A 21,335-nucleotide genomic window follows, 5' to 3' on the forward strand; every position below is an offset into this window, starting at 1 on the left:
AAATATTTTACCGCTTTTACTGATTAAAAACCAACGCTATACAAACATTGAAATAAAAAAAGAAAGGCCCAATAGACCCTTCCATAAATGATACGCTTATTCGTATACCCATACCTCTTCTGGTAAAGTGTATGAACTAATTTCTGATTCATCAAACCAAAGTGCAATTTCTCGTTCTGCGGATTCAACTGAGTCAGAGCCGTGAACGACATTGCGACCTACTGTTAAACCTAAATCACCACGAATTGTGCCTAGTGATGCTTCTGATGGGTTCGTTGCACCGATGATATGACGAGAGACGTTGACTGCATCTTCTCCTTCTAATACCATCGCAAAAACAGGCGCTGATGTAATAAAGCTAATCAAACTATTGTAGAATGGTCTTTCTTTATGTTCAGCATAATGTGTCTCTGCTAAAGATTGCGGTACAGTCATTAACTTCGCACCGACTAGTTTTAACCCCTTACGTTCGATGCGTTGTACGATTTCTCCAATCAGTTTACGTTGAACCGCATCTGGCTTAATCATTACAAATGTTCTTTCCATGAAAAATCCCCCTTATTAATAAACATACATCAATATACTATCACGTATGTAAAGCGCTTTCAATTACAAATTAACGCATGCGATGTTGTAGTTTATGAATGATTTTTTGGAAAAGTGGTTTCAATGCATCATTTGATAATAAATCTAGTTGCTGTGTTGCTTTGCTAAGATATTGCGCACTTATCTCTTTTGACTGTGCAATGACATCAGAACGTCTGATTTGTGCTACACAATCTTCAAACAGTTCGGCATCTGCATCCGGATGAAGCGATGCAACTTTTTGTTTGAATACCTGATCTCGACGCATTTCTAGTAATACAGGTAACGTTAAATGACCGTTACGCAAGTCGCTGCCAACCGGTTTTCCTAGCTTTTCTGTTGTACTCGTAAAGTCCAATATATCATCAATTATTTGGAAACTCATGCCGATATAATGACCGATTTGACGCATTGTACGAACTGTCTGTGCATCGGCACCAGAAGTCATCGCACCGACTTCAGTTGATAATTGGATGAGCAGAGCCGTTTTACGATTGATTCTACGCAAATAATTCGTCATAGATTGATCAGATCGGAATTGATCTTGAAATTGAAAAAGTTCTCCACGACAAACTTCTGTGATTGCCGCTGATAAAGTACGATGGATGCGAGGATCCTCGATATAGGATAGATATTCTAATGCACGTGCGAGCAAGAAATTCCCTGTCAAAATGGCAGTTGGTTTATCCCATTGTTTTTCAATCGTTTTTTTTCCACGACGTTTGTCACTATAATCAATCACATCATCATGTACAAGCGTTGCCATATGAATGAGTTCAAGAGCGGTTGCTACACGATACGCAGATTCATTCGCTTGATCAGAACCAGCATAGCTACTCAAAATGACAAACAAAGGCCTTACACGCTTGCCCCCTGATTTTAATAAATGATTCGCAGCAGATTCCAATATTGGATCATCGCTTTTAATTAACGACTGAAGCCTTTTTTCAATTGTCTTTATTTCTTGATTTAAATTAATTTTCGACATGCTACTCACCTTTTAATCATTCGTGTTCGGTTTATAAGCGAGGTGCATCGCTGCAACACCACCCGTAAAGCTTTTAACTTTAACGTTTTGGAAATGGACACTTTCAAACAATTTCTTTAATGTTTCTCGATCTGGGAAGTCAAAAGCTGATTGTTGTAACCATTCATATTCTGACTTAGACTTAGCGAATAATTTACCAAACAATGGCATAATAAATTTAAAGTAAAGCTGATAAGCTTGTTTGAAAACTGGTATTGTCGGTTGGCTTGTTTCTAAACATACAGCCATGCCACCTGGTTTAAGTACACGATACATCTCTGCTAATGCGACCTTATAATCCGGAATATTTCGTAATCCAAATCCAATTGTCACATAATCAAAAGTATTATCTTCAAAAGGTAGCGCCATTGCGTCACCTTGAACGAGACGAATGTTGTCCATTGCGCTTGTTTTTTCTTCGCCAACTTTTAACATATTTTCACTAAAATCAAGACCTGTCACTTCGCCGTCTGGACCCACTGCATGACTTAACGCAATTGTCCAATCTGCTGTACCACAACAAACGTCTAGAGCGATTGAACCAGGTTGTACATTCATTTCTTTCATCACTTTTTTGCGCCAACTTTTATGTTGTTCAAAACTGATAATATTGTTTAATCGATCGTATTTTCCGGAAATATTTTGGAAGACTTCATGTACTTGTTCTTTATTTGCTTTATTTTTACTCATAGTTTAACCCTCATTAGTTTGTATATTTTTCTTGTAACTGGCGAAATAACATATCCGATGTCTCACTATCAAATATTGTGAGATAGCTGAGATCTGTTACTTGTAATTTTTCGATCAGTGTCGCAGTAACTGCACCTGTCATTTTATCAGGTTGATACACATCTAACACTTGTTGCAACAACAATGTTTCTATCTGATAGATGATTTCGACAACTTGTGATTGTGGGAGATGATCAGATTGATGTTGTAATGATGACTTTAGTTCATTGATTTTAATGATTGCCTGACTCATTTTTAATTGAAATTCTGCATTGTTAAGTTCTGACAGCAACGTGTAGTAATGTGCACTTAATAAATCCCCAATGAGAATGCCATCACGCTCTATCCCTTGATAGCTGACTTCATCGAGGTGTTTCAGTGAAGTGTCAATTGAGAGACATGCAAGTTTTGCTTGGGTTGGCACATGTATCGAGTCAAGCACATGACTCAACGCATGATTGATATGTATAACTTGCGGTTTTTCTATTCTGTCTAGACGTTGATTAATTTGCTGTTCGAGTAACTGATACGTATTTGACATGTGCGTCACCTCTCAATTTAGTCACTATCTATATTAACACTAACCCCTAAAAATTAAAATGCGAATTATCGGAATGACCTATTAAATATAACGGCAAACAAAAAAACCCACATCGTGATGAGGGCTTTTTTGTAGATAAAAGAATTATTTAACTGCGTCTTTTAAAGCTTTACCTGCTTTGAAAGCTGGTACTTTGCTTGCAGGGATGTCGATTTCTTTACCTGTTTGTGGGTTGCGTCCTTTACGAGCAGCACGTTCACGTACTTCGAAGTTTCCGAAACCGATTAATTGTACTTTGTCACCTTTAGCTAGTGAGTTTTGAATTGATTCGAAAACGGCATCAACTGCTAAGCTCGCATCTTTTTTAGTTAAGTCTGCTTGTTCAGCAACCGCGTTGATTAAGTCTGTTTTGTTCATTTCCAAGTTCGCCTCCTTAAAGGTTATGTAATGATAACTCATTTATCATTATGGTATGACTTTAACACAATATTAGGTATATCTGCAATCATTTATATACGAAAAACGGCGGTTTCATCGCATTTTTAGTGATTTTTTAGCTTTGGAATATCCCAAATTTAATAAAATGGATTAAATTACTCTGATTTTTTTGTTCTACCCATTAAATCTTTGAGTGCTTCTTCGACAGGTTGTGACTCGAATAACACGTGATAAAGTGCATTCGTTATTGGCATATCGACATCCATTTGTTTTGCTAAGTGATATACAGATTCTGTTGTATAAACACCTTCAGTAACCATGTTCATTTCATCGAGTATTTCTTGCAATGTTTTTCCACTTCCAAGTGCAAAGCCTAATGAGTAGTTTCGTGAATGTGTTGATGTACATGTCACAATTAGATCACCAATGCCACCTAACCCTTGGAATGTCAGTGGGTCTGCACCTAATTTGACACCAAGTCGTGTAATTTCAGCTAAACCACGTGTAATGAGTGCAGCTTTAGCATTATCACCGTAACCTAAGCCAGCAAGGACACCACTTGCTATCGCAATAATATTCTTCAATGCCCCACCGATTTCAACACCGATGAGATCTTTGTTTGTGTAGACACGTAAATAATCTGTCATAAACAAGTCTTGAATTGTTTGACATAATTCTGGACAGCTTGATGCAGCTGCTACCGTAGTAGGTTGCTGAATGACAACTTCTTCGGCGTGACTCGGACCAGACAAGACACCGACACCACCGTTATGCTCAGGAGAGATCACATCTTCAATCATTTCTGAAACACGTTTGAACGTTTGATTCTCAATCCCTTTTGCTACATGAATAAACTGTTTTTTTGATGTTAATAATGCATCTACTTGAGATAGCACGGAACGAATGGCTTTTGTTGGAATAGCGACAAGATAGATATCCGCATGGTTGACAGCTTCTTGAATATCATTCGTCGCACGCACTGATTCATTCATTGTTGCATCTTTCAAATAGGCAGAGTTTGAATGTTTCGTATTAATTTCTTCGACAGTTTTGACAGTTTTCCCCCACATCAATGTGTCGTGCCCGTTATCTGCTAGAACATTCGCTAAAGCCGTACCAAAACTTCCAGTGCCGAATACTGTAATTGCAGTCATATTGATATGCCCTCCATCATACTAATTTCGCTTACGAGCGATAATGTGTACTGGTGTACCTTCAAAACCAAAGGCACTTCGTATTTGATTTTCTAAATAACGCTTATAAGAAAAGTGCATGAGCTCTACATCATTAACAAATACAACAAATGTCGGTGGTTCAATTGCGACTTGTGTTGTATAGAAAATATTTAAGCGACGCCCTTTATCTGTCGGTGTTGGGTTCATAGAAATGGCATCAGTAATGACTTCATTCAATGTAGAACTTTGAACACGTTTTTTATGATTTTCGCTAGCTTCGTTAATGAGCGGGAATAACGTGCGTAGACGTGTTCCTTCTTTAGCTGAAACGAATGCGATTTGTGCATAATCTAAAAATTGAAAGTTATTACGAATATCATCCGTAAAGCGTTTCATTGTTTTACTGTCTTTTTCTAATGTATCCCATTTGTTGACAACGATGACGATGGCTTTACCTTCTTCATGAGCATAGCCCGCAACACGCTTATCTTGTTCGATGATACCTGTTTCTGCATCTAAGACGATGAGTACAACATTAGAACGTTCAATCGCCTTGAGTGCACGTAATACAGAATATTTTTCTGTTGTTTCATACACTTTCCCTTTTTTACGCATCCCTGCTGTATCGATAAGGACATAATCTTGTCCATCATAACTATATTCTGTATCAATCGCATCACGCGTTGTTCCTGCAATATTTGAAACGATAACACGTTCTTCACCTAATATTGCATTCACTAGACTAGACTTACCAACATTTGGGCGACCAATCAAGGATAGTCTAATAACCGAATCATCATAAGGATCTTCTTCTTCAGGTTTGAAATGTTTTGCGACTGCTTCTAACAAGTCACCTAGTCCAAGACCATGTGACCCTGAAAGTGGGTATGGTTCACCAAATCCTAATGTATAGAAATCATATATATCATTACGCATTTCAGGATTATCTACTTTGTTTACTGCAAGGACAACCGGCTTTTTAGACTTGTAGAGCATTTGAGCAACCATCTCGTCACTTTGTGTAACACCCTCACGAACATTCGTCATAAAGATGATGACATCCGCTTCATCAATCGCAATTTCAGCTTGTGCCCGAATTTGCGTTTGAAACGGTGCATCTCCTATTTCAATACCGCCTGTATCAATAATATTAAAATCATGTGTGAGCCAATCTCCACTCGCATAAATTCGATCTCGTGTAATCCCTGGTGTATCTTCTACAATAGAGACACGTTCACCAACGATACGGTTAAATATCGTTGATTTCCCAACGTTTGGGCGACCTACAATCGCCACTACTGGTTTCGTCATAAATGTTCTTCCTCTCTATCAATATCTTTATTATTCTAGCATATCCATCATAGAAATGTCGTTTTTCAAAAAATTTCATGTCTACATCTTTTTACAATGCTAGTTGTGTTTTGTTTATCGGGAGTAGGACAGCTTCTCTATCTCAATACCCTCATCTTTGAATTTTTCATTATTTGTATTATAGCATGCTCTTTTACGATAAGGAAAACGGTATTGTAATCAGTGATTCGTTTAAAGGCACATACAATAAAGGCAAAGTGCATCTGTCTCTACAAAAGAATAGACTGATAAGCTACTCAGTGTAACTTATCAGTCTACATTTAGACATTAATGAATTAGAGGTTAAGGTTTTTAAACTTATCAGCGAATACATCCCCTAAAGTTGGGTTGTTGCTGTCATCATCTGTTGAAAGTGTGTATTGTTCCGTGGTTTCCGCTGATGCTTCGTTCGTCTCTTCAGCTGGTGCTGCTGCTTTGATAGAAAGTGAGATACGTTCTTCAGCAGGATTAATACCTAAAATTTTAACATCTACTGTTTGACCTGGTTCTAATACTTCATTTGGAGAACCGATATGTTTGTTGCTGATTTCAGAGATGTGAACAAGACCTTGTAAGCCAGGGCCAATCTCAACGAAAGCACCAAAACTTGCAAGGCGCATAACTTTACCTTCTACAACATCACCTTCGTTAAATTTTGATTGAATTGTTTCAAATGGACTCGGTAATGTGTCTTTGATAGATAAAGAGACACGTTCAGAACCTGGTTCAACAGAACGTACTTTGACTTTTACCGTATCACCAACAGCGACAACTTCGTCAGGAGAAGAAACGTGTTCGTGAGATAACTCAGATACGTGAACCAAGCCGTCAACGCCGCCAAGATCGATAAAAGCACCAAAGTTAGCAAGACGGGCAACTTTACCTTCTACAACGTCGCCCTCTTTAATAGTACTTAAAAGCACTTCTTTTTTCTTAGCATTTTCTTCTGCTTCAACGGCTTTACGGCTAAGGATGACACGATTATTTGAAGGGTCTAACTCTTCAACTTTAAGTTCAAGTGTTTCCCCTTCATAATCAGAGAAATCTTCAATGTAATCAGTTGAAATGAGTGATGCAGGAATAAAACCACGTTGACCTACATTTACAACTAATCCACCTTTAACAACTTCTGTAACAGTTGCTTCAATCGTTTCATTGTTATCAAGTTTCTCTTGTAAGAATTCATACGATTTTTCTTCTTCTAATTGACGTTTAGATAAGATATAGCTACCGGATTCGTTTTCTTCGTCAATTTCGATTTTTGTTACGTATGCTCCAATTTCATCGCCGACTTTAACAACTTCATGTGCATCTTCTACATGATGTGTTGTGAGTTGGCTGATTGGGATAATCCCATTGAATTTTGCGCCGTTTACATGTACAACAACATGCTTGTCATTGATTTGTTGTACTTCACCTGTAACCTTGTCGCCTTCTTTAATGTCTGTAATCATTGATTCATTGAATTCTTCTGTCATCTTATATGCCTCCTTGTATTACTACATATTAATAACATCTTACAAATGACACAAATTGTCAAGAAATTTCCATATTTCTAACTTATTTTGCTTTTGCATCTTTGGCAAGTTGTAGAATACGTTCTGTAACCGCTTCAATAGTCATCCCGGTTGTATTGATTTCAACAGCATCTTCTGCTTTGACAAGTGGTGAGATTTCACGGTTCATATCATAGGCATCTCGATCGGCAATATCTTTTTTCAGTTGTTCGAGTGTCGATGGTATACCACGTTCGTCATTATCTTTCAACCGACGATGCGCACGTTCTTCAACAGAAGCGATCATATATACCTTTACTTCTGCATTTGGAAGAACAGTTGTGCCGATATCACGACCATCCATCACAATCCCTTTATTTTCAGCAAGTGCTTGTTGTGCCTTTACTAAATATTTGCGCACAGCATCTTTAGAAGCAACGAATGACACGTTCTCTGTCACTTCATTGCTGCGTAAGTATTCTGTTACGTCGTCATCATTTAAAATAACGCGCTGTCCTTTCACTTCATCGTATACTAAATTTAAGTCGACATGAGCCATCATAGCGTCAAAGTCGTTAAACTGTTGTTGGTTGTTCAAATAAAAATAAGTAATCGCACGGTACATCGCACCAGTATCGACATAGATCATATTTAGTTTTGTTGCAACGCGTTTCGCAATGGTGCTTTTCCCAGCCGCCGCTGGTCCATCAATCGCAATATTAATAGCAGTCATCATAAACCTTCCTTGTTGTTGTTTGTATGACAATATTTTATCATAATAAGGGAGTTATTTAACAGGAGGAAATCAAATGAAAAAATTATTAGTGATTCATACTGGTGGGACAATCAGCATGTCTCAAGATGAATCGAATACAGTCAACACAAATGGCGATAATCCTATTGCAAATCATCAAGAACTTATACAAACATATGCAGATATTAAAGAAGTGATGCCTTTTACTGTTCCTTCTCCACATATTTCAATCCGTCATGTCAAAGAAATTAGACAACTTATTATGTCACACTGTGATGAATATGATGGTTTTGTTATCACTCATGGTACAGATACATTAGAAGAAACAGCTTTTCTTCTCGATTTGACACTTTCAATTACAAAACCAGTCGTTATCACGGGTGCAATGCGCTCATCCAACGAAATTGGTTCGGATGGCTTATACAACTTTATCGCATCCATTCGGGTCGCGGTAGCAGATGCATCTCATCATAAAGGGGTTATGGTCGTATTTAATGATGAAATACATACAGCACGTAATGTGACGAAAACGCACACATCCAATACGAATACGTTTCAAAGTCCGAATCATGGACCACTAGGTGTGATCACGAAGTCAGGTATTTATTTCCACCATCGACCTTATGAGAAGACAACTTTGTCGGAAATTGATACACATCTGAATGTACCGTTAATTAAGGCGCACATGGATATGGGGAGTGAAGTACTGGCATTTTATGCTGATCAGCACGTTGACGGTATCGTAATTGAAGCTTTAGGACAAGGTAACTTGCCGCCTACCGCATTAGAGGGATTAGACAAATGTCTCGCATCCCAAATTCCGATAGTTCTCGTATCAAGATCGTTTAATGGTATTGTGAGTGCTGTTTATAGCTATGCAGGTGGTGGACACCAACTTCAAAATAAAGGTGTCATCTTCTCAAATGGTTTAAATGGGCAGAAGGCACGTTTAAAACTATTAGTCGCATTAAGCAATCATTACAATCATGATCAAATTCGTCACTATTTTAATGATTGATTAAAAAGTGAAAGTGTGAATATATTCAAGCTTCGTGACGTAGATGTTTTCTGTCCCATGATCAGAGTTGAGTTAGGTCATATATGTTCATGCTATCTTCTGAATGGAAAATATCCCCTAACTTATTGAAGAAAGGACGCATTATATTCATGTTTTAGTAAGCTTTGGTCATTGAGCGTCTTTGGCTAGATTATAGATTAAGCATAAAAAAGTGAGCAGGAAACCCTATTTAGGTCTCCTACTCACTTTTTAAATGACATTATGATTCTAATGGTGACTGCTTTTTGGTTAAGATATCTTGTGCGATAGATACACCGTGATATTTGCCATTTTCTATAAAGATACTATTTGCATCTGTTCCTGCAGCGATAACCCCTGCAATATAGCAGTTTTCAACATTTGTCTCATACGTATCTTTATTATAGACAGGTGCTGTTCCATAACTTGTCGTATTGATATCGATACCAACTGATGTTAAGAAGTCATAATCTGGGTGATAGCCAATCATTGCAAAGACAAAGTCATTGTCGATTGTTTTTGTCTCACCATTCGTCTCAAAAGTAACCGTTGATTCGGTAATTTCTGTTACATGACTATCGAAATACATATCGATATTTCCACGACGAACAAGTGAATCGAAGTTTGGTAATATCCAAGGTTTAACAGATGGTGAATACTCTGACCCACGATAAATAACCGTCACTTTAGCATTGGCTTTTTCTAACTCAATAGCAGCATCAACTGCTGAGTTTTTACCACCAATAATAACAACATTTTGATTGAAGTATGGATGTGCTTCTTTAAAATAATGCATTACTTTAGGTAAAGTAGCGCCATCAACGTCTAATGTATTTGGTTGCCCATAATAACCTGTTGCGATTGTCAAGAATCGGCATTGATACACATCTTTTGTTGTGGTAATCGTAAAGTGATTGTTCATTTTACGAACGGTTAACACTTCTTCAAAAGTATTGATCTTTAATTGATGGTGTTTTACCACTTCTCGATAATAAACGAGTGCTTGATTACGGCGTGGTTTTAAGTCTTCAACAATAAATGGCACATCACCGATACTGAGTTTGTCACTTGAAGAAAAGAAAGTTTGGTGTGTTGGATAATGATAAAGGGCTTCAACGACATTCCCTTTTTCAATAATTAATGTTTCAATGCCTTTCTTTTGCTGTTCGATCGCAGCACTTAGACCACATGGTCCGCCACCGATAATAATACTTTCAATTGTTTTCATCTTTACTACTAAAACTAAAAATATGAAACGCTTTGTCATATTATGCTACTTTAGAATTAGTGTTGCCTCCTATTCGCATACTAGCATGGTATTTACGTACATTAATCTATCTAATCCCCGAATATTATAGCAACTTTTTAAAGCAAACAAAATGAATAAGTTTTGACAATGCAAGTTGCTGTTACAATCGCAAAAAGAAGTATTCCTTTTACCGTCAAGTAAACATGGAATACTTCTTCTCGTTAAATATCATGGAATAATCAATTGTTGTCCATTACTAATGTTGTTACCACTAATGCCATTCGCTTGTCTAATCTTTTCAACATTTTCAGGTGATCCACTACCATAGTATTGAATCGCAATACGGTATAAGTTTTCGCTGCCACCTACCGTATGTGACTGATTACCTGCATTTTGTTGCTGTTGCTGTGCATTTTGTTGGTTTCCATTTTGATTTGCATATTGATTATTCGCATTTTGATTGTTTGCTGCATTTTGTGCTTCTTGTTCTTTTGCAGCTTTCTCTTTTTCGGCTTTTTCTTTCGCAATTCTTTGTTTTTCGGCTTTTTCTTTCGCAATTCTTTGTTTTTCAGCTTTTTCTTTCGCTTCCTGCTCTTTCGCTGCTTTCTCTTTTGCAGCTTTCTCTTTAGCTTCTTGATCTTTTTTCGCTTGTTCTTTGTCATTTTTATCAGATTGTTGTGTAAGCTGAGTATCGTTTTGACTTGAACCTTGATCTTGATTGAATAAATACATACCACCAAAAATCGCAACTGTTCCAAGAATTAAAATTGCTGCGATAATTGGGAGAATTCTCATTAAGAATCCACCGCCACCTGCACCATTTGATACAGATGTATTAGGTGTTTCATTATTTTTTGCTGAAGCTTTTGTTACACCCGCTCCCAAAGTTGCGGCACTCGCAGCAGCCGCAGCCTTCTTTTTACTGCCATTGTTCGCCTCTGATGTAGAATTAGTATTGGCGCTAGTAGCTTGTCCTTTAGAAGTAGCAGTCGCACCTGCACCGGTTGCTACACCTGCAGCCGCAGCTTTCTTTTTACTGCTGTTGTTCGCCTCTGATGTAGAATTAGTATTGGTGCTAGTAGCTTGTCCTTTAGAAGTAGCAGCCGCACCTGCACCCGCAGTTGCCACATTGTTCTTATCATCCTTGTTAGATGGTGACTTTGTATCAGAATGTGCTTTGTTACTTTGTTTTTTAGAAGAAGTAGCTAAGGCAGCACCGGCAGCAACACCAGCCGTGGCCGCCTTCTTTTTATTGTCTTTATTTGATGATGGCTGATCATCAGATTTGTTTTTTGTGTTGTGTGGTTTCGAAGCGGCTACACCACCCGCAACCCCTAAGTTATTTGTTGTGTGCTTTTTATCATCATTGTTCGTTGAATCTTTCGTTGCTTTGTCTTGCTGCTTAGAAGTGACAGCACTTGCACCAGCTACGACACCAGCACCAGCGACTTGTTTTTTCGTATCATGATCTGTTTGTTTCGTCTCTTGCTCTGATTGTTTTTTGCTCGTTTCTTGTTTGTCTGTTTCAGGCGTTTTAACTGGTTTTGAATGTTGTTCAGATTGTGTAGATTTTTCTGCTTCAACTGAATCAGTATGCTCTTTTACGTTATGCTGATTGCGGTCACGTTTTCGATGTCTTCTCTGTGTATTTCGTGGTGGAAAATGTTGCATGCTATTGTTGTCTGATGCATCTGTTTCTTTGCTCGATGTGTCATCAGCTGTTGATAGGTCTTCTTTAGTCGGATTGATTTCTTGGCGATTGCGTTCAAATTCATCCTTGAAATTATCTTTTGACACTTTCTTCATCCTTTCTTTTACGCTACAAATAGAAATATTAAATCAACTTCTAAAATAAAACGTGTGCGCATCTCCATTATTACTTTTTCAATACACTTCTTAATTAGATTATAGCCTGTTTAAAATTACGGTGTAAAGCATTGAGAGATTTATTAGAACAAAGTTTCTAATTTTTCTTCATAGGATATTTTTCGATATACCTTTTTTCTGTTTTTTTCATGTATTTGGTGGGATATTCCACATATGTCACAGCAGTTTCCATTCGTTTTTACAGACATATTGAAATAGCGCATGAGTTGTTGACGTCGACATGTTTGTATATTGGCATATTGCAGCATATGTTGGAGTGCTCTCACTTTTTGTTGATGATTTTGACGAAATATTTTTTGGAGCTTCTCGACTGAATAGCGTTGTGATAATACAGATAAAATGTCATGTTTCTCTTGATCAATCAATGTTCCCTGTTCAAATAAATGAATATCTTCTTCAATAATCTGGTGCGCTGTTGCAAGCAATTCTAATAAGTATTGGTCATCTTCTTGATATAGTGCGATAGCTTGACTTTGTTTGCCATCTCGTCCAGCTCGACCAATCTCTTGCAAATAACTCGAAGGACTATTGGATAAGTGGAAATGGATGATTGTACGGATATCTGGCTTATTCACGCCCATACCAAAGGCACTCGTTGCGACAATAATACGGATATCATTTTTTAAAAACTGCTGCTGAACAGTGTACCGTTCTTCATAACTTAAATCCGCATGGTAAATCCCCGTAAGATAACCCGCAGCATAGATTTGCTCTGCAATGTCCAAACATACTTTTTTAGATGAAACATATATAATCGTCGGTCCAGAAGTCGCGATTGTTTCTAAAATCCATTCGATTTTGTCTTGATATGACGTCATGTGCTCTACCGATAAAGAAATATTCGTACGATCCATATCAGATTGTAATAATGTAAACGTTCGTTTTGTAACAAATTCAATATCTGACTTCAAATGGCTTGTTGCAGTAGCGGTTAAACCTAATACAGGAATATGTTGGTATAAGTCTGTAACTTGATTAATTAACGCATAATGCGGTCGAAAATCAAACCCCCATTCAGATAAACAGTGTACTTCATCAAGAACGATTAGCCCTAATGTCAAGTTTCTTATACGATTCAAATGATGTGGTTGTAAGATGAATTCTGGACTTACAAATATAAAAAGTGCACTGTCCAGCTGTTGAAATGCCAGTTGGCGTTCACTTTGTGACATGCCAGAGTGAATGGAGACAACCCGTCGTTCGCCATTCATTTTCATCTGCATAACTTGATCATCCATCAGTGAAATAAGTGGAGAAATAATAAGTGTAGGTTGTTGTTTAATGTATGTGGGCAACTGATAACATAAGCTTTTACCACTTCCGGTTGGTAGAATACCTAAAGTATTTTCCCCATTTAGAACACTTTGAATCAACTCTTCCTGCCCTTGCCTGAACTGTGAGAAACCAAAGTACTGCTGTAACGCTGTTTTAAGCATGTAATACTCCTTTCGCAAAACCAATAATCGCCAACTTGATTTCAAAATAACTAAGATATTCAAAATGTGCTTTATAAAATCGGAGTTTTTGAAAAGGTTGTTGTGCGTAAAAAGCTAAAAAACTGTGAAAATCTTGCGTTAAATAATCATGATAATTCGTCAAATGATGTCGCATAAATAGGTCTAGAATATGATCATGGATTGTATTTTCAGTAAGCTGTGTTTGCTGTGCGACTTCAGAAACAGATAACCCTTGAAGTAAAAGAGACTTTGTCCGGAATAACGTGTAACTCAGTTGCTCAGTTGCTAGACATTGATGCAGTATTGGATAGGTTTCCTTTTCAGAAAGCAACTGATAAATAGTCAACAAATCTATGTAATGCGTGATAAACAATTGATCATCATCCATCTGATGGAGCTGTCCAACTTGCTTCATTGTATACATTGTTTCGTCATACCCGGTTAAAAAATAATGTGCGATACTTCCTGAATGTTCGGCATTCAATGTTTTGAACAGCATGAATATTTCTTGTTTTACATGTGTGTTAAGTTGTTGATTTTGAATCATTGTATAAATACCACGTACTCGTTGATGCGTTTCAGTATGAGATGTTAGTGGTGCAAACTTCATATTACCGTGTTGTGCATGTGACAATGTTTGAATCAGAAGTTGCAATGTAACAAAAGAATGTTGTAACATAAAGTATGTTGCAGTTGATGAGATAGGTAGCGTGATTTCTTCGTTCGTAGATGCCGTTACAATATTCTCATAATCATCAAATGATAAGTTAGGGACACACCCATAAAGACTCATTAGATTTAGAGATGTCGCATCAAAAAAGGTTTGATGCGTCTTTTTACCTATGATAATATTATATATGCTTTTTTGATTTTTGTTGGGGCTTGCGTGTTGATATATATAAGCAATGATTGATTTCATGTTGAACACCTCAATAATAAAACGTATATATTGAAAATTTAAGAAATCCAAACTACAATGAAATTATAATGTTAGTCTGGCACTTTGAAAAGGGAGGCGAAAATTTTGGCTAAGTATACGATTGTTGATATGGATACTTGTATCGCATGCGGTGCTTGTGGTGCAGCTGCCCCGGATATCTATGACTATGATGATGAAGGAATCGCTTATGTTATTTTAGATGATAACCAAGGCACAACGCCGGTACCAGAAGAACTGTATGAAGATTTAGAGGACGCTTTTGAAGGCTGCCCTACTGACTCTATCAAAGTTGAAGAAGAAACTTTTGATGGCGATGCATTAAAATTCGAATAATATAATTTATGCGTATTGTACACTACATTGCGCTAAATTTAAATAGATAAGCAAACAAAAAGCGGTGCACAATCACACCGCTTTTTGTTTGCTTATTTTATATTTTAAGGACGTGTTTTAGTCTTTTATATAATAAGATGAATAACAATGAGACGACAAACCCTTTTATAATATTAAAAGGTATGATACCTGCTGTGATAATGATTTTTAGATTTGTCGCAATATCTGCTAAATTCATAATCATGCCATACAAAGGCAAGAGTACAAAATAATTCATAATACTAAGTACGATTGTCATGATCAACGTACCTGCTGCCAGACCTATCAGCATGCCACGTGTAGATGGCTTGTAGCGATAAATACCATAAGCAGTGAGTAGCAAACTACTACCAGCAATAAAGTTCGCAACCGGTCCAACTGGATCAGCAAGATAGAAAAAGAAGTTCAATAAGTTTTTAATGAATTCAACGAGTATTCCTGCAATAGGTCCTAATGTAAATGTTGCAAGTAACGCTGGAACATCACTAAAGTCAAGTGTTAAATAAGGTGGTAAAAAAGGTAATGGAAATTTGATGAACATAAGGATCACCGAAATCCCACTTAAAATACCGACAATAATCAATTGTCTTGTTTGTTTCGATTGTTGCATGATTAAAATGTCTCCTTTTCTGACTTTCATCTTTCACGAATAGGAGGCATTTGCGCAACACAAAGAAACCTCCATCTTCTCCCATCCAGACTGTTACTGTCGGCTCTAGACTTCCACTAGATCAGCCATAAATAAAAATTTATGGGTCGCAGGCTTAAAAATTACTGCCGGTAGGGAATTGCACCCAACCCCGAAGATGAAATAATCAATTATTTTATTTATCATAAGTTTAACGAATCACATCAATAAATACAATATAGATGTTTGGCTAAGTCGTCACTAAAAAGGTAGCAAGTGACAAAAAACGCTCTTCTTATCGTTGTTCGAAAACGAAATAAGAAGAACGTTCTGTTTTGAATTATTCATTTATATGCTTAGGTAGTTGAATGGTAAAGGTTGTGCCTTTATCTACTTCACTTGTCACAGTGATTTTACCGTGATGAGCTTCCATAATCATTCGTGTAATAAAGAGGCCAAGACCTGTTCCTTCTTTCCCTCTTTTACGAGCAGCATCTACTTTATAGAAACGCTCAAACACCTTTTCTAAGTGTTCAGGAGAAATACCTACACCCGTATCTTTGACAGTTAAAATTTGATGAGTGTCAGTTTCTTCAGCTTGAATTGAAATAGTATCTCCTGGTCTCGTATAACGAGATGCATTATCCACAAGATTTGTCAGTACTTGTTCCATACGATCAAAATCATAATCCCATAGATCATTCATGATGCCATCTGTTTGGAAGTCTAATGTCAATGCCAGTTCATTGGCTTGTTGGCGATATTTCATCGACATTTTATGGATTAATTCCGACATCGGACGTACTTCTTTTGTGATGTTAATACCGTCTGCATCAATCTTTGCAACGTCTAGTAGCTCATTGACCAATCGACTTAAGCGTTTCGTTTCATCTAGAACAATGAGTAGAAATTCATGAATGTCTTCTGGTTCTGTCACGATTCCGTCTACAATGGATTCAGTATACCCTTGTAATAGTGAAATCGGTGTACGTAGTTCATGAGAAACACTAGCTATGAAATCTTTCTTCATTTGCTCCATGTGATGCTCTCGTGTCATATCTCTAATAATAACAACAAGGCCGCTTTCTTTATTAGATTGAATTTGATCGATATAACTCATGACCACAGCGTAATGTTTTTGATTAATTTCATATTCACGATATTCTGTTGTTTTGCTTTCAAAGGTATCGTTTATTTGCGTATCAAATAATACTTTGTGATCTAGATTCATATCGAGCATCATTTTGTGTGCCAAATGATTCGATAAGATAATATGTCGTTTATGATTAATGCCTAAAACACCTTGTGCCATAGAGTTAATCAATGTATCTCTAATATTTTTAGAACTGGTAATGTCATCAATATGATTTTGGATATTGTGACTCATCTGGTTAAATGCACTCGCAAGTTCACCAATCTCATCTTTTGTTTGGACATGTACTTGTTTGTCGTACCGCCCTTTTGCAACTTCCAGTGCTTGTTCTTTAAATTGACGCAGTGGATTTGTGATCCGAGTCGATAAAAAGAATGCGAAAATGGTCGTAATAATTAAGAAGATGACTGCAGTGATTAAAATAATAATTGCAATCACGTTATTCGTATCGGAAATACTTCTCAAATCCTCGTATATATAGATGACAGACTTATGACCTTCTTTATCTAACGTTGGATAGCCAAGCAGTAAATATGATTTCTTTTGTCCATCAAGCTTGATCGTTACATGTTTTATGACCTTTTTTTGCGTGAGTTTTATATTATTGAGATCTACATCTTTGTTAATAAACTTTAGCATCTCTTTTTTCTCTGGATGCTTCGATATGGCATTGTTTTTCTCTGGTAAGATGATGACGCCCTTACTACCTTCTAACAGCATCTCACTATGGTTAATCGCCATTTGACGATTCTCACTTTTTTCTATGATGGCACTAATACTTTCTGCGTTATTGTATAAAGATTGTTCTGTATTTTGCGTGAAGTAATATTGAATAAATGTAATCAGTGCTGCACTTAATAAAATTAAAACTGTCGTTACTATTAATATAATAGTTAACCACAGTTTTATTACGACGCTATTTAGTCGTTTCATCCGGTTGTGTAACCTCAAATTTATAACCTACGCCCCAAACAGTTTGAATCATAGATGCAGCTTCAGTTGAAACACGATTTAATTTTTCACGCAAACGCTTAACATGTGTATCGACCGTACGTAAATCACCATAGAATTCGTAGTGCCATACTTCTTTCAATAGCTGTTCTCGATCAAACACTTTATTTGGTGTTTTTGCAAGGAATATCAACAACTCATATTCCTTTGGTGTAAGGTTAACAGGTGTGCCATCTGCTAAAACCTTATGCGCATCATTATCAATTGTCAGATGCTCAAACTCAATCATATCACGAGCGTGTGGTTCGTTCTGTTCTGCAGTTGCAGATTGTGTACGACGAAGTAATGCTTTTAGACGCAGAACAACTTCACGTGGTGAGAATGGTTTGACAATGTAATCATCTGCCCCAGATTCAAACCCTTCAACACGGTTGTTCTCTTCACCTTTTGCTGTCAACATAATGATTGGCGTATCTTTTGTCTCACGAAGACGCGTTGCGACTTCTAGGCCATCCATTTCTGGCAACATTAAGTCTAACAAGATACACGCATAATCATATTTTGTTGCTAGTTCAAAGGCTTCACGACCATCGCTCGCCTCAGCCACTTCATATCCTTCTCTCTCAAGAAATAGCCTTAATAACTTTCTGATACGGTCTTCGTCATCAACGACTAATATTTCCTTAGTCACAAGACATACCTCCCACTTATGTTTAATTTAAACTCAATTCAATGCCTATTATATCATATTGTGATTGACACTTGATAATAAAATTAATAGTCTACACGCTTTTAAATTGATATTTTATTAATCTTGCATACCGATAGATTGGTGACATCTTTTGGGTATAAAAAAAAGTATCTCAACATACGATTGTAGTATGTGAGATACTGAATAATAATGATTATTGTACGCTACTTTGCGCCAGTTGACGTAAAGTTTTCACTTCATGCGGAGAAAGGACACGCCCTTCACCTGCACCAAGTGCTTTTAAAGTCAATGGACCGAATGTTATGCGAGAAAGTTTGTTCACTTTAAAGCCAAAATGTTCAAACATACGACGGACTTGACGATTACGTCCTTCTGTTATAGTTATCTCAACGAGCGATGTATTTTTCTCTTTGTTTTGTTTTTTAACTTTCACTTGTGCTGGTTGTGTTTTTCCATCTTCTAACACAATTCCTTTTTCGAGTTCCTTCACTTGTTCTCGCAAAATATATCCTTCAATCTTCGCAATATATGTTTTAGGAATTTTATATTTTGGATGAGTCATCAAATTTGTAAATTCTCCATCATTGGTTAAAAGTAATAAGCCTGACGTGTCATAATCAAGACGTCCAACAGGATAAATGCGCGTTTCTAAATCATCAAAGTAATCTGTGACGACTTTTCGTCCACGATCGTCAGAAACACTTGTGATGACTTGTGTTGGTTTATAGAATAAAATATACAACTTATCTTCTAGTTCTAATGGCACACCTTCAACTGACACTTCATCTGAAGGACGTACCTTTGTTCCTAACTCTGTAACTGTCTTACCATTCACCTGTACTTTACCTTCTTGTATTAAAGTCTCAGCTTTACGGCGTGACGTGTAACCACTATTTGCAATGCGTTTTTGTAAACGTTCTAACTCTTTACTCATATGTTGTTTTGTCCTTTCTGGTTAACAAGATTACTAAAAAATGATTCGATTTCTTCGGTTTCTTCGTCAGTTGTTGGTAAGTCATCGAGATGATTTAAGCCAAAAACATTTAAAAACAAATCAGTCGTGTATAACTGCTGCCCTCTGACATCGGGTTGTTGTTTCGGTTCGACCAATCCTTTGGCTATGAGTGTTTTCACAGGACCATCAGAAGCAATGCCTCGTATGAGCTCTATATCACTTCGTGTGACTGGCTGGTTATATGCTATAATCGCCAGCACCTCCATCGAAGCTTGTGATAACTTGGTAGAGACTTTATTCAGAATGAGTGATTCAATATAAGGTTCCATCTCTTTCTCGGTTGTCATTACATACGTATTGCCATACTTTTGGACTGTAAGACCCGGCAATGTTAGTCCTGACATTGCTTCTTCTAAAGTCGCTTCATCAATGTTTAACGAGCTGATTAACTGCTCCGCTTCAATGCCATCTTCTCCAACTGTATAAAGCAAAGCAGTAATTGCTGCATTAAGATTGTGTTCCATAGTTGACTCCTTTAGTGATTTGAATATTGTGAAATGCTTCAATTTGTTGTAGTTGTATCATGCCGGTTTTTGCCATCTCTAACAATGCTAAAAAGTATGTGACAACATGTTCTATTGATTCATTAAATGTGAATAAATCAAAAAATGTAACCGTTTCTCGTTGATCAAGTTGTTGATAGATGTGATCTGTTGATTGTTGAATCGTAAATGTTTCCTTTTGAATATCAACACTTTTTGGCTTTTTAAGTGCAATTCGATGCTTCATTTTTTGATAAGCAACGATTAACTTTGTCAGATCAATGTGTGTCCCTTCAGGAATTCTTTCTGTCAATTCGTATTTAGATAGGTCCGTTGCTGTTTTCGTATAGTAATGCGTACGTGCTTCTCTCTTATCATTCAACATCTCTGCATATTCTTTATAATTTTGATACTCTAATAATTTGCCTACTAATGCTTCACGTGGGTCTTCATCAATCAGTTCATCAGTTGAATGATCTGGAAGTAAAAGCTGACTTTTGATCATAAGCAGTTCAGAGGCCATCACTAAATATTCACTTGCAACGTTAATATCTAATTGTTTCATTGCATGAACATACTGCATATATTGTTCAGTCAATGCATTCATCGGAATATCATAAATATCGATTTCAAATTGTTGAATTAAATGGAGTAATAAATCCAAAGGGCCATTAAAGGCGTCTAATTTTACTTCATACATATTAAAGCCTCTCTAATTTTGCATGTTAAGTGCATCTTACCAAAAATTATTATAGCATGTTTATGAGTGAGAATAAATTTTTGGAGTGATTGTTGTGCAAGACGCACTATTAGCATTTTATTATCAGTTTCACACAAAGCAACACTATTTTTTATGTCATGATATTTTAGAAGATGCATGGAAACAACAAAATCACTATGCAAAAGATGACTTTGTTGTTAGTTTAATATTATTTGCGACAGCATCTTATCATTATCGCCGTCACAACTTACAAGGTGCGTTACGTACCTACAAAAAGTCTGAAAAAATTATCAATCAATATGAAGATTCAATCATTGCATCATTTGGTTTACAACCGAATGCACTTCGAACACAAATACAACAGTTATGCATCGACATTGAGCAACACACACCCTTTAGACCGATTGTGTTGCCATTGTTAGAAGAGATAAAGCAATCTTTAAAGGACACCTATACCGATTACATGGTAAATACGACCATTGTCGATACACCAGACATTGTGCATCATCATCGGCTTCGAGATCGAACACCTGTAATTGAAGCCCGTCATGATGCGTTAAGATTACGTCATGTGGACGATGATAACAACAAAGACTAGTAAACGAAAAGTGCCGTCGCAAACTTTTTGTTTACTAGT

Annotated in this window: 22 protein-coding genes and 1 riboswitch; of the genes, 3 read left to right on the forward strand and 19 right to left on the reverse strand. The window is 36.9% G+C overall.

What is annotated here, in order from left to right; genetic code table 11:
• Positions 1 to 96 precede the first annotated feature (96 nt).
• The 9 genes from ndk to cmk all read right to left on the reverse strand — a co-directional run bounded on the left by ndk (position 97) and on the right by cmk (position 8,074).
• A complete protein-coding gene (gene ndk, locus MUA51_RS05280) occupies positions 97 to 546 on the reverse strand; it encodes a nucleoside-diphosphate kinase (protein ID WP_262560833.1) in 450 nt (149 codons plus the stop codon).
• Between the two features lie 70 nt (positions 547 to 616).
• Positions 617 to 1,573, reverse strand: a complete 957-nt coding sequence (locus MUA51_RS05285) for a polyprenyl synthetase family protein (RefSeq protein ID WP_262560834.1) — start codon at positions 1,571 to 1,573, stop codon at positions 617 to 619.
• Positions 1,574 to 1,585: 12 nt separating this feature from the next.
• Positions 1,586 to 2,302, reverse strand: a complete 717-nt coding sequence (locus MUA51_RS05290; RefSeq protein ID WP_262558178.1) for a demethylmenaquinone methyltransferase — start codon at positions 2,300 to 2,302, stop codon at positions 1,586 to 1,588.
• A gap of 13 nt (positions 2,303 to 2,315) precedes the next feature.
• On the reverse strand, positions 2,316 to 2,882 hold the full coding sequence (locus MUA51_RS05295) for a heptaprenyl diphosphate synthase component 1 (protein ID WP_262558180.1): 567 nt from the start codon (positions 2,880 to 2,882) through the stop codon (positions 2,316 to 2,318).
• A gap of 144 nt (positions 2,883 to 3,026) precedes the next feature.
• Positions 3,027 to 3,299, reverse strand: coding sequence for an HU family DNA-binding protein (locus tag MUA51_RS05300; protein ID WP_095118132.1), 273 nt, complete (start codon positions 3,297 to 3,299; stop codon positions 3,027 to 3,029).
• A gap of 176 nt (positions 3,300 to 3,475) precedes the next feature.
• Positions 3,476 to 4,474 (reverse strand): NAD(P)H-dependent glycerol-3-phosphate dehydrogenase, encoded by a 999-nt coding sequence (locus tag MUA51_RS05305; protein ID WP_262558181.1) that lies wholly within the window; start codon positions 4,472 to 4,474, stop codon positions 3,476 to 3,478.
• A gap of 21 nt (positions 4,475 to 4,495) precedes the next feature.
• A complete protein-coding gene (der, locus tag MUA51_RS05310) occupies positions 4,496 to 5,806 on the reverse strand; it encodes a ribosome biogenesis GTPase Der (protein WP_262558183.1) in 1,311 nt (436 codons plus the stop codon).
• 335 nt (positions 5,807 to 6,141) lie between these two features.
• Positions 6,142 to 7,323, reverse strand: coding sequence for a 30S ribosomal protein S1 (gene rpsA, locus MUA51_RS05315; RefSeq protein ID WP_262558185.1), 1,182 nt, complete (start codon positions 7,321 to 7,323; stop codon positions 6,142 to 6,144).
• Positions 7,324 to 7,405: 82 nt separating this feature from the next.
• On the reverse strand, positions 7,406 to 8,074 hold the full coding sequence (cmk, locus tag MUA51_RS05320) for a (d)CMP kinase (protein WP_262558186.1): 669 nt from the start codon (positions 8,072 to 8,074) through the stop codon (positions 7,406 to 7,408).
• Positions 8,075 to 8,150: 76 nt separating this feature from the next.
• Here cmk and MUA51_RS05325 point away from each other — a divergent pair, with 76 nt between their 5' ends.
• Positions 8,151 to 9,113 carry an asparaginase gene (locus tag MUA51_RS05325; RefSeq protein WP_262558187.1) on the forward strand — a complete coding sequence of 321 codons (963 nt, stop codon included), beginning with the start codon at positions 8,151 to 8,153 and terminating at the stop codon, positions 9,111 to 9,113.
• Positions 9,114 to 9,372: 259 nt separating this feature from the next.
• On the opposite strand, the gene MUA51_RS05330 is transcribed toward MUA51_RS05325, so the two are convergent.
• The 4 genes from MUA51_RS05330 to MUA51_RS05345 all read right to left on the reverse strand — a co-directional run bounded on the left by MUA51_RS05330 (position 9,373) and on the right by MUA51_RS05345 (position 14,643).
• Entirely contained in the window at positions 9,373 to 10,359 is a 987-nt protein-coding gene (locus tag MUA51_RS05330) for a YpdA family putative bacillithiol disulfide reductase (RefSeq protein ID WP_262560873.1), read from the reverse strand.
• Positions 10,360 to 10,608: 249 nt separating this feature from the next.
• The gene (locus MUA51_RS05335; RefSeq protein WP_262558188.1) at positions 10,609 to 12,177 is read right to left on the reverse strand and encodes a LysM peptidoglycan-binding domain-containing protein; all 1,569 of its coding nucleotides are present in this window, start codon (positions 12,175 to 12,177) and stop codon (positions 10,609 to 10,611) included.
• A gap of 152 nt (positions 12,178 to 12,329) precedes the next feature.
• The gene (locus MUA51_RS05340; RefSeq protein ID WP_262558189.1) at positions 12,330 to 13,703 is read right to left on the reverse strand and encodes a RecQ family ATP-dependent DNA helicase; all 1,374 of its coding nucleotides are present in this window, start codon (positions 13,701 to 13,703) and stop codon (positions 12,330 to 12,332) included.
• Positions 13,696 to 14,643: a helix-turn-helix domain-containing protein gene (locus MUA51_RS05345; RefSeq protein ID WP_262558191.1), complete on the reverse strand. Its 948-nt coding sequence runs from the start codon at positions 14,641 to 14,643 to the stop codon at positions 13,696 to 13,698. The genes MUA51_RS05340 and MUA51_RS05345 overlap by 8 nt, the downstream gene beginning before the upstream one ends.
• A 105-nt stretch (positions 14,644 to 14,748) precedes the next feature.
• Between MUA51_RS05345 and MUA51_RS05350 the strand changes: the two genes are divergently transcribed.
• A complete protein-coding gene (locus MUA51_RS05350; protein WP_044358884.1) occupies positions 14,749 to 14,997 on the forward strand; it encodes a ferredoxin in 249 nt (82 codons plus the stop codon).
• Between the two features lie 97 nt (positions 14,998 to 15,094).
• On the opposite strand, the gene MUA51_RS05355 is transcribed toward MUA51_RS05350, so the two are convergent.
• The 6 genes from MUA51_RS05355 to MUA51_RS05380 all read right to left on the reverse strand — a co-directional run bounded on the left by MUA51_RS05355 (position 15,095) and on the right by MUA51_RS05380 (position 20,677).
• Complete coding sequence (locus MUA51_RS05355) at positions 15,095 to 15,646, reverse strand: ECF transporter S component (RefSeq protein WP_262558198.1); 552 nt, start codon at positions 15,644 to 15,646, stop codon at positions 15,095 to 15,097.
• Positions 15,647 to 15,715: 69 nt separating this feature from the next.
• Positions 15,716 to 15,848, reverse strand: a riboswitch (FMN riboswitch).
• Positions 15,849 to 16,004: 156 nt separating this feature from the next.
• Entirely contained in the window at positions 16,005 to 17,750 is a 1,746-nt protein-coding gene (locus MUA51_RS05360; protein WP_262558199.1) for an ATP-binding protein, read from the reverse strand.
• A complete protein-coding gene (locus MUA51_RS05365; protein ID WP_262558200.1) occupies positions 17,734 to 18,459 on the reverse strand; it encodes a response regulator in 726 nt (241 codons plus the stop codon). Before MUA51_RS05365 ends, MUA51_RS05360 begins: the two co-directional genes overlap by 17 nt.
• A gap of 214 nt (positions 18,460 to 18,673) precedes the next feature.
• Entirely contained in the window at positions 18,674 to 19,414 is a 741-nt protein-coding gene (locus MUA51_RS05370; protein WP_262558201.1) for a pseudouridine synthase, read from the reverse strand.
• A complete protein-coding gene (gene scpB, locus MUA51_RS05375) occupies positions 19,411 to 19,959 on the reverse strand; it encodes an SMC-Scp complex subunit ScpB (protein WP_262558202.1) in 549 nt (182 codons plus the stop codon). Before scpB ends, MUA51_RS05370 begins: the two co-directional genes overlap by 4 nt.
• Complete coding sequence (locus MUA51_RS05380; RefSeq protein WP_262558203.1) at positions 19,943 to 20,677, reverse strand: segregation and condensation protein A; 735 nt, start codon at positions 20,675 to 20,677, stop codon at positions 19,943 to 19,945. Before MUA51_RS05380 ends, scpB begins: the two co-directional genes overlap by 17 nt.
• A gap of 94 nt (positions 20,678 to 20,771) precedes the next feature.
• Here MUA51_RS05380 and MUA51_RS05385 point away from each other — a divergent pair, with 94 nt between their 5' ends.
• Positions 20,772 to 21,296, forward strand: a complete 525-nt coding sequence (locus tag MUA51_RS05385; protein ID WP_262558204.1) for a DUF309 domain-containing protein — start codon at positions 20,772 to 20,774, stop codon at positions 21,294 to 21,296.
• Positions 21,297 to 21,335: the final 39 nt, after the last annotated feature.

This window comes from Staphylococcus sp. IVB6214, from assembly GCF_025558585.1.
Taxonomy (GTDB): Bacteria; Bacillota; Bacilli; order Staphylococcales; family Staphylococcaceae; genus Staphylococcus.

What these genes read in the sequence shown, in the direction of transcription:
- MUA51_RS05300 (WP_095118132.1), bottom strand. Translation starts at nt 3,299, where the DNA reads ATGAACAAAACAGACTTAATCAACGCGGTTGCTGAACAAGCAGACTTA.
- der (WP_262558183.1), bottom strand. Translation starts at nt 5,806, where the DNA reads ATGACGAAACCAGTAGTGGCGATTGTAGGTCGCCCAAACGTTGGGAAA.
- MUA51_RS05355 (WP_262558198.1), bottom strand. Translation starts at nt 15,646, where the DNA reads ATGCAACAATCGAAACAAACAAGACAATTGATTATTGTCGGTATTTTA.
- MUA51_RS05330 (WP_262560873.1), bottom strand. Translation starts at nt 10,359, where the DNA reads ATGAAAACAATTGAAAGTATTATTATCGGTGGCGGACCATGTGGTCTA.
- ndk (WP_262560833.1), bottom strand. Translation starts at nt 546, where the DNA reads ATGGAAAGAACATTTGTAATGATTAAGCCAGATGCGGTTCAACGTAAA.
- MUA51_RS05370 (WP_262558201.1), bottom strand. Translation starts at nt 19,414, where the DNA reads ATGAGTAAAGAGTTAGAACGTTTACAAAAACGCATTGCAAATAGTGGT.
- MUA51_RS05340 (WP_262558189.1), bottom strand. Translation starts at nt 13,703, where the DNA reads ATGCTTAAAACAGCGTTACAGCAGTACTTTGGTTTCTCACAGTTCAGG.
- MUA51_RS05290 (WP_262558178.1), bottom strand. Translation starts at nt 2,302, where the DNA reads ATGAGTAAAAATAAAGCAAATAAAGAACAAGTACATGAAGTCTTCCAA.
- MUA51_RS05380 (WP_262558203.1), bottom strand. Translation starts at nt 20,677, where the DNA reads ATGTATGAAGTAAAATTAGACGCCTTTAATGGCCCTTTGGATTTATTA.
- MUA51_RS05325 (WP_262558187.1), top strand. Translation starts at nt 8,151, where the DNA reads ATGAAAAAATTATTAGTGATTCATACTGGTGGGACAATCAGCATGTCT.
- MUA51_RS05285 (WP_262560834.1), bottom strand. Translation starts at nt 1,573, where the DNA reads ATGTCGAAAATTAATTTAAATCAAGAAATAAAGACAATTGAAAAAAGG.
- MUA51_RS05360 (WP_262558199.1), bottom strand. Translation starts at nt 17,750, where the DNA reads ATGAAACGACTAAATAGCGTCGTAATAAAACTGTGGTTAACTATTATA.
- MUA51_RS05345 (WP_262558191.1), bottom strand. Translation starts at nt 14,643, where the DNA reads ATGAAATCAATCATTGCTTATATATATCAACACGCAAGCCCCAACAAA.
- rpsA (WP_262558185.1), bottom strand. Translation starts at nt 7,323, where the DNA reads ATGACAGAAGAATTCAATGAATCAATGATTACAGACATTAAAGAAGGC.
- MUA51_RS05305 (WP_262558181.1), bottom strand. Translation starts at nt 4,474, where the DNA reads ATGACTGCAATTACAGTATTCGGCACTGGAAGTTTTGGTACGGCTTTA.
- MUA51_RS05295 (WP_262558180.1), bottom strand. Translation starts at nt 2,882, where the DNA reads ATGTCAAATACGTATCAGTTACTCGAACAGCAAATTAATCAACGTCTA.
- scpB (WP_262558202.1), bottom strand. Translation starts at nt 19,959, where the DNA reads ATGGAACACAATCTTAATGCAGCAATTACTGCTTTGCTTTATACAGTT.
- cmk (WP_262558186.1), bottom strand. Translation starts at nt 8,074, where the DNA reads ATGACTGCTATTAATATTGCGATTGATGGACCAGCGGCGGCTGGGAAA.